Below are 7,282 nucleotides of genomic sequence, written 5' to 3'. Positions count from 1 at the left end.
TTACAGGGCCGCCACGAGCAAGCCACCGACCACTACCAGCGGGCGCTGAAGCTCGCTCCCACGATCGGCCACCGAGGCGCCGAACTCGACGCGCTGGCCGGCCTCGGTCAGATCCACTCACTGCAGGGCCGGTACGAGCAGGCCACCGACCACCTCGAGCGGGCTCTGCGGCTCGCCGACACCACCGTTCACCACCCCAGCGAGTTGCAGGCGCTCACCAGCCTCGGCGTGGTCCACCGTGCGCAGGGCCGGTACGAGCAAGCCACCGTCTACCTGCTGCAGGCGCTGCATCTCGCCCGAGCGACCGGCTACCTCACCGGCGAGCAGAACGCGTTGGCCGGCCTCGGCATGGTCTACAGTGCACAGGGTCAGTACGAGCAAGCCACCGACTACTACCAGCAGTCGCTGCGTCTCGCCCGCGCCAGTGGCCACCCCTCCGGCGAGCTGCAGGCACTGGTCGGCCTCGCCGATCTCCACCTGATGCAGGGCCGGTACCCGCAAGCCACCGACGACTACCAACGGGTACTCGATCTCGCCCACCAGATCGGCCACCTCAACTGGCAGTACGAAGCGTGGCAGGGTCTCGGCCGGTTGCAGCAGATCACCGGCAATCCGGAGGCAGCCCTCGCCCACCACCACGAGGCGCTCGTGTTCGCCACCGACCTGGGTCAGCCCGGCGACCAGGCCCGCGCACACGACGGAATCGCCCACGCCCACCTGGCGCTGCACCGACCCGAACAGGCCCGCGCCCACTGGAAGCAAGCCCTCGACATCCTCACCCGCCTCGGCGTCGACCACGCCGAAGAAATCACCGTCGCGGCCGTCCGCCACCACCTCGCCAACCTCGGCGACGGGGAGTGAGCCGCTCCGGAAGGGTGTCGGCGGTGGTCACGGCGATGATGCCGGGCTACCGGATCCTGCGGGCGCTCCTGCTGACCGCCGGGCGCTCGAACTCCTCCGCGTTGTCTCGCTCAAGAAGATAGCGGACCAACACGACACCGAAGACGAGCAGATTGCAGAGCAGGATCGCCGCCACACCGGTGCCCAGCCAAAAACCCCAGCTGTGCCTCCACATCACCGCAACCCGCTTCCCGTCGGCGTCAGTTTCCCGGCCGTCTTACCCCGATCCGCGCGCATGAAGCACCCCGGACGGGACTGGTGTGACGATCAGTCGGGTGCCAGTGACGGCGATACGGCGACGGGGCGCCCGGAAACGGTGGCACCGGCGTCGCGGCGCCGCTGACGGGCGGCGGAATGCAGCAGGTACGCCTCGCCGGCCAGGAGGTAGATCCACAGGGTTCCGCCGGTACCGCCGAGTAGCCAGTCGGCCGAGACGATGGTGGGTACCGATCCCACCGCCGCCATGGTGAACCAGGCGGAGGGCCGGTACCGGCCCCGGCCGGGCAGGCGCACTCCGCGGATCGCGTGCCACAGCATCAGGCCGAGCCCGAACAGGAAGGCGATCACGCCGAGGATGCCGCCTCGGCGCAGCGCACCGACGGCGGCGTTGTCGGTGGTCAGGCCCCCGACCGGAGGGGCGCCACCCGAACTGGGCCGGTGGACGGTGGCGCGGGCGTTGGAGGTGTCTCCGAAGATCTTCTGCGCCGTGTTGTCCGTCGTGAAGTCCTTCCACACCTGAACCCAGGTGGCCCGCCGTCCGCTGGTCACGTCGTCGGTGCCGTCGTTGTAGCGCTGTGCGCCGAGGAATCCCGTGCCGCCCGAGCCGACAGCGATCAGCACGGCGAGCACGATCGGCAGCAGCGCGGCACCCCAGGCCGCACGTGCCGTCGGGAAGGAGCGGCGTCCGTACTCGTCGGGGGACGCCGACCCGCGGCGTCCGTACCAGATCAGCAGGGCGTGCACCACCGCCGCGGCGGCCAGGTAGAGCAGGCCGGTACGCGAGTTGACCAGCAGGAGGATGACGGTCACCATGCCCAGCGCCGCGTACCGTTGCCAGCGCTCGAAGGTCCCGTCCGCCCCAATCCGGATGGCGACGATGACCGCCGCCACCGCGATGGAATTGGGGTGGTAGAGCAGTCCCGGGCCGCCCCAGAAGCGGTGCTCCATGTGCCGCCCCCAGGCGTTGGCGGGCACGGTGTGCACGTTGTCCAGGGCGTTGCCGGAGCCGACGAGGAACAGGGCTGCGAGCGCGACCAGGAAGGCGGACGCGACACCGATGCTCAGGTCCTGCCCGCTCCTGCGGGTGGCCGTGACGATCGCAAGCGCCCCGAGAGTGAACAGCCCGGCGTAGGCGACCCGTTCCATGGCCAGTCCCGGCCGCAGTACGAGGCCGGCACCGATGACACCGAGAAACCAGTACGCCAGACCGAGCCACGCCGTACCGAGCCGGGGCAGCCCGACCAGATCGCGCACCCACGGAAAGGTCCAGATCGCGAAGAGCAGTCCTTCGACGCCGAGCAGAGCCCAGGTCGTCGCGCCGGTGTACGTCCAGCTGAGCATGCCGGCGGTGACGTAGAGCAGGCCAACCAGGAAGCCCGGCACGGTTGTGCCGCGAAGCGTCAGCGCGAGCCCGATGAGCCCCATGCCCAAGGCGGCCGCGAGGACCGCCCTGACCGTCTCGGACCCGCCGACCTGGTCGCTGGCATGACGCACCGCTTCGACGACACCGGCGGCCGTGGCCACCAGCAGACCGAGAATGATCAGGCGGGTATGCCCCCGGCCCCACCGGGCCGGGTCGAGGACCGGACCGGTCGTTCGCCTGGCGTGGGCGGGATTGAGCACGGCCGCGATCACCCGTCGCGGCCACGGCGGGGAGGACGCCGTGGAGGACTCGTGCATGGCCGCTCCCGATGTCTGATAACTGCCCGGCTCTGCTCGTCGGCTACGCATCACGCCTCGTGCCACGCACCGTGGTCACCACAGCCCGGCCGAGCAGTCTCAGGTCGAACGCGACGCTCATTCTGCGGATGTACTCCAGGTCCAGGCGTAGCCGCTCGGTCGCCGGCATCTGGTACTTCTCGATCTGCGCGATGCACGCGATGCCCGGCTTCACGGTGTGGCGCTCGGCCAGTCCGGGCAGTTCCTCCAGAATGCGTTGAACCATGACCGTGCGCAGCGGGCGCGGGCCGACCATGCTCATCGTCCCGTTCAAGACGTTGAGCAGTTCGGGTAGTTCGTCGAGATGCCAGCGACGCAGCCGCTTGCCGCACCGGAGATTGCGCGGATCGTCGACGCACGCGGCCACCGGTCCGGTCGCCCGCTCGGCGTCGTGAACCATGCTTCTGAACTTGAACTGTCGAAACGTCACCCCGCCGAGCCCCACCGAGTTCTTCGTGAAGAAGATCGGCCCGGGTTCCTCGAACCAGATGGCGGCGGCGATGACGAACCACAACGGCAGCGTGAGGATCAGGCTGAGCGAGGCGAGGGTGATGTCGAGTGTCCGCTTGAGGCGTGGGCTGGGCGGATAGCGCAGGGAACCGAAGGTGTGGTAGGTCAGGACCTTGTCCCGTACCCCGGGCGAGGGCCGCGCGTTGTCCTCGATGAGCCCGATCGCGGTGCTCGTGGTCATCACCCCGCCGACGAAGGCCCCGACGATGGCCAGCGACATGCCGGGAAACGGTGCCCGCCGGCCGACGTACAGCATGAAGAGAACCAACGACGTCAGCCACGCACTGGCCAGGGCGGACGCGCGGTAGGTCCCACCCGACAGCGGCCAAGGCGCCCTACGCCGCAGGCTGTGGGAGACGACCACGGTCGACAGCAGCGACGCGAGGAAGCCCGCCATGCACTCCGCCCCCCTTCCTACCGCTGTCCCTGATGTGCCTCGGCCCACAGGCTGAGCATCAGGAGCGTCCAGATCTCGCGCCCGTGTTCCGCGACGCCGTCCATGTGGCGTCTGACCAAGGCGTTGACCCGTTCGAACTGCAGGAAACCCTGTCGCCGCACCACGTCCTTGCTCAGGTACTCATCCACCAGTGGCCGGAACGGTCCCGCCAACCAGCGCGGAAGAGGCGCGTTGAAGCCCTTCTTGCTCATCGTCGAGGTCTTCGCCGGAAGCGCGTCGGCCATCGCCCGGCGGAACAACCACTTGGTCTGATAGCCCGGCATCTTGAGCCGACCCGGCAGTGAGAACGCGAACTCGATCATCGGGGTCGCCAGCAGCGGTACCCGGACCTCGAGGGAATGCGCCATGCTCACCCGGTCGGCTTTTGTCAGTACGTCGTCGACCAGGTACACGTTGGCGTCGGTGTACTGGAACCGGGTGAGCGCGTCGAAGTCCGCGCCGGCAAGGTCGTGCGGCTCGTGGGTGCCGTACGAGTCGGCGAGTTCGGCGAACAGGTCCGGGTTGAGCAGTTGGGCCTTGTGGTTCTCGCGGAACACCACGCGCCAGAGGTAATGGCTGCGGCGGGGGTCCTCCAGCGCGTTCTCGATGAACCGCCGCGCCTTGAAATCGAGGCGGGAGCGTGCGTGCGACGTGGGGAGGAACCGCAACAACGCCGGGGCGAGCCGACCGGTGAGGCCGCGCGGCAGCCGCCGGTAGTGGCGAGCGACCTTGTCGGCCCAGTACGACAGGTATCCGGCGAAGAGTTCGTCTCCGCCGTCACCGCTGAGCGCGACGGTGACATGTTGGCGCGCCTGCTCGCACAGGTAGTAGGTCGGGACGATCGACGGATCGGCGAATGGCTCGTCGAAGATCGGCGATATCCGATCCACGACATCGGTCGCGCGGGGCTCGACGACCGCCTCGGTGTGACGGGTGCGGAGATGGCGCGCCACCACGGCCGCTTCGCGGCGTTCGTCGTACGACCGGTCGGTGAAGCCGACGGTGAAGGTCCGCAGTTCGGCGTCGGGTCGTGCCTGCCGGGCCGCGGCCACCACCGCGCCGGAATCCAGCCCACCGCTGAGAAAGAACCCCAGTGGCACGTCGGACATCAGGTGTCGCTCGACGCTGTCGACCAGATGGTGACGCAGTCGTTCCTGGGCATGGGCGGTGGACAGGTCAACGCGCCGGGCCGTGCCGGCCAGGGACCAGTACCGCCGGATGGTGTGCCTGTTCTCCCGCCACACCAGGATGGACGCCGGCTCCAGCTTGCGGATCTCCCGGTAGACGCTGCGCGGGCCGGGAATGTACATCAACGACAGGTAGTCGCCCAACGCCTGGGTGTCGAGGGTGGTGGAGATGCCACTGGCCAGGATCGCCCGGATCTCCGAGCCGAACACCAGGCCGGCCCCTGCGGCGTAGTACATCGGCTTGATGCCGGCGCGGTCGCGGCACAGCACGAGCTGTCGGGCCGACTCGTCCCACACCGCGATGGCGAACATCCCGTCCAACTGCTCCGCGAAGTCCGGCCCGTACTGCTCGTACAGGTGCGGTATGACCTCCGAGTCGCTGGAGGCTTCGAACCGGTGTCCCTGGCGCATGAGCTGCCGTCGCAACTGCGCATGGTTGTAGATCTCACCGTTGAGCACCGCGTGAACGGTCCCGGTCTCGTTGCGCACCGGTTGCCTGCCACCCGACACGTCGACCACAGCCAGCCGCCGCGCGGCCAGACCGACGTCACGCCGGACATACATCCCCTCGTCGTCCGGACCCCGGTGGGACAGGGTGCGGCACATCGCCCGCAGGCGCTCGGGGTCGACCGGCTCGGACGCCGCGTCGCGCACCATCCCGGTGATGCCGCACATGACCGCTCCCCCCATCTCCGAATCGTTCGACCGGTCTGGCTCGGCGCGCCCGGCGCCGCGCGACGACCCAGTCCAGTCGCCCACGCGCTGACGGCGTCACATGGGAAGGGACTCCAGACGCTGAGTGGTGGGTGCCGGCGGGCGAGGGCGACGCGGGTGCGCCGTCTGCGCGACGAGCCGGACCAGGTAGTCGACGTTGGTGATGAGGTAGCGGCGCCAGAGCCGCCGGGGCTCCTGACCGAACCTCCACACCCAAGCCAGGCCGCTGCGCTGCATCCAGCCGGGCGCTGGTCGCAGCCGGCCGGCGTGATAGTCGAAGGCCGCCCCTACCGCCATCAACGGCAGGTTCAGGTGCTGGCGCATGCCGTACACGAACGTCTCCTGCCGCGGACAACCCAGCCCCACAAGAACCAGCCGGGCACCCGAGCCCTGAATCCGGTCGGCCAACGCCAACTCCTCGCCGGGCAGCGAGGTCCGGAACTTCGACGGTTCGGCACCGGCGATCCGAAGGCGCGGGAACCGCTGACTCAGCGACACCACCAACCGGTCGAGTGTCTGCGGTGTCGCACCGTACAGATAGACCGGCAGTCCCTGCTCGGCCATCCGACGCAACACCCGCAGGACGAGTTCGGGCCCACTCACCCAATCCCGCAGCCGCGTACCGTGGAGAATGTTCAACGCCCAGCGCACCGGCTGCCCGTCCGGCACCACCACGTCGATGGAATTCAGGTGCGCGTTGTGCACCGGATCGTGCACCCCGGTCATCACCCCGTGCACGGCAAGGGCAGTCAGGCTCAGCGGCTGCCGTGCCGCGGCGGCGTGCAGTACCTTCGCCACCGCCGCGTCGTAGTCGACTGCGTCGACGAGCACACCGAGGACGCTGCGCTTACCCGCGTCGATTCGCCCGCCAGTGGAGTGCGGGTGATGTCCCGGCCGCACATCGCGGCCGACCGGTATCCCGACGTCGCCGATCAACGCTCTCCCCAAGGTTCGCGACCAAATTCTGATCTGGACGCATCTGACCGATTCACGGCAGATGTTCCTTACGCCCTCTTGACAACAATAGCGATGAAGCGCGCTGGATAGCCGTGAAAGTGGAGGTACCCGGAAGCTCGCGGGATGGTCGAGCCGGGCGTTCCGCTGGCGACGTTTCATGCGCGCCAAGCAGGTACTTTCGGACCCAATCCGCGCACCGGCGCCAGTACCGGTTGGCGCAGTCGACTCAGCGGGCCCGCAGTGGAACGAACCGGTCATCGAGGGGCGGAACGCGGCGGGTGCCCCTGACGCCGCGGAACCGAGCGGATTGGATCAATGCAGGCCGGGTATGGACGGGCCAGCGGCCGGGCCCTCCCGGCTTGTCGGCGGACCGGGCCAGCGGCCGGGCATCACGGTGGCGCGCGGCCGCGGGGCGAGGGGGTACCGGTGGACACGGTCGAGGCCGGCGGCGGCCGGTACCGGCGGGTGCGCCAACCGCGCCGCCGGCGCACCCGCCTCGGCAGGGCCCTGCTGGTGGTCGCACTCGCGGTGGGTGTGCTGGTGGGCGCGCTGTTCGCCGGTGGACTGTTCACCATCCACCGGCAGAACCAGGCGGTCTCCTCGGCCAACCTGCTCGGCAGCGCCAGGGCACCGCGCGGAG

The 7,282-nt window shown here is 69.2% G+C and carries 7 protein-coding genes; 2 read left to right on the top strand and 5 right to left on the bottom strand.

Features of this window, described 5'->3' with window-relative positions; translation table 11 throughout:
• Window positions 1-861 (top strand): tetratricopeptide repeat protein (locus Raf01_RS48600; RefSeq protein WP_203924988.1); only part of this gene is annotated, 861 nt, incomplete at its 5' end.
• A gap of 46 nt (window positions 862-907) precedes the next feature.
• On the opposite strand, the gene Raf01_RS48595 is transcribed toward Raf01_RS48600, so the two are convergent.
• The 5 genes from Raf01_RS48595 to Raf01_RS48575 all read right to left on the bottom strand — a co-directional run bounded on the left by Raf01_RS48595 (window position 908) and on the right by Raf01_RS48575 (window position 6,546).
• On the bottom strand, window positions 908-1,075 hold the full coding sequence (locus Raf01_RS48595; protein WP_203924987.1) for a hypothetical protein: 168 nt from the start codon (window positions 1,073-1,075) through the stop codon (window positions 908-910).
• A gap of 92 nt (window positions 1,076-1,167) precedes the next feature.
• Window positions 1,168-2,799, bottom strand: a complete 1,632-nt coding sequence (locus tag Raf01_RS48590; protein WP_203924986.1) for a hypothetical protein — start codon at window positions 2,797-2,799, stop codon at window positions 1,168-1,170.
• A gap of 43 nt (window positions 2,800-2,842) precedes the next feature.
• A complete protein-coding gene (locus Raf01_RS48585; protein WP_203924985.1) occupies window positions 2,843-3,745 on the bottom strand; it encodes a sugar transferase in 903 nt (300 codons plus the stop codon).
• 17 nt (window positions 3,746-3,762) lie between these two features.
• Window positions 3,763-5,661 (bottom strand): asparagine synthase (glutamine-hydrolyzing), encoded by a 1,899-nt coding sequence (gene asnB, locus Raf01_RS48580; protein WP_203924984.1) that lies wholly within the window; start codon window positions 5,659-5,661, stop codon window positions 3,763-3,765.
• Between the two features lie 81 nt (window positions 5,662-5,742).
• Window positions 5,743-6,546, bottom strand: coding sequence for a WecB/TagA/CpsF family glycosyltransferase (locus Raf01_RS48575; protein ID WP_239134582.1), 804 nt, complete (start codon window positions 6,544-6,546; stop codon window positions 5,743-5,745).
• A 522-nt stretch (window positions 6,547-7,068) separates the two neighbouring features.
• Here Raf01_RS48575 and Raf01_RS48570 point away from each other — a divergent pair.
• Window positions 7,069-7,282, top strand: a 214-nt coding sequence (locus tag Raf01_RS48570; RefSeq protein WP_203924983.1) for a hypothetical protein, incomplete at its 3' end; no start/stop codon positions are given.

This window comes from Rugosimonospora africana, assembly GCF_016862975.1.
In the GTDB taxonomy this organism is placed as follows: domain Bacteria; phylum Actinomycetota; class Actinomycetes; order Mycobacteriales; family Micromonosporaceae; genus Rugosimonospora; species Rugosimonospora africana.
This window is presented reverse-complemented; position numbering and strand designations above follow the sequence as displayed.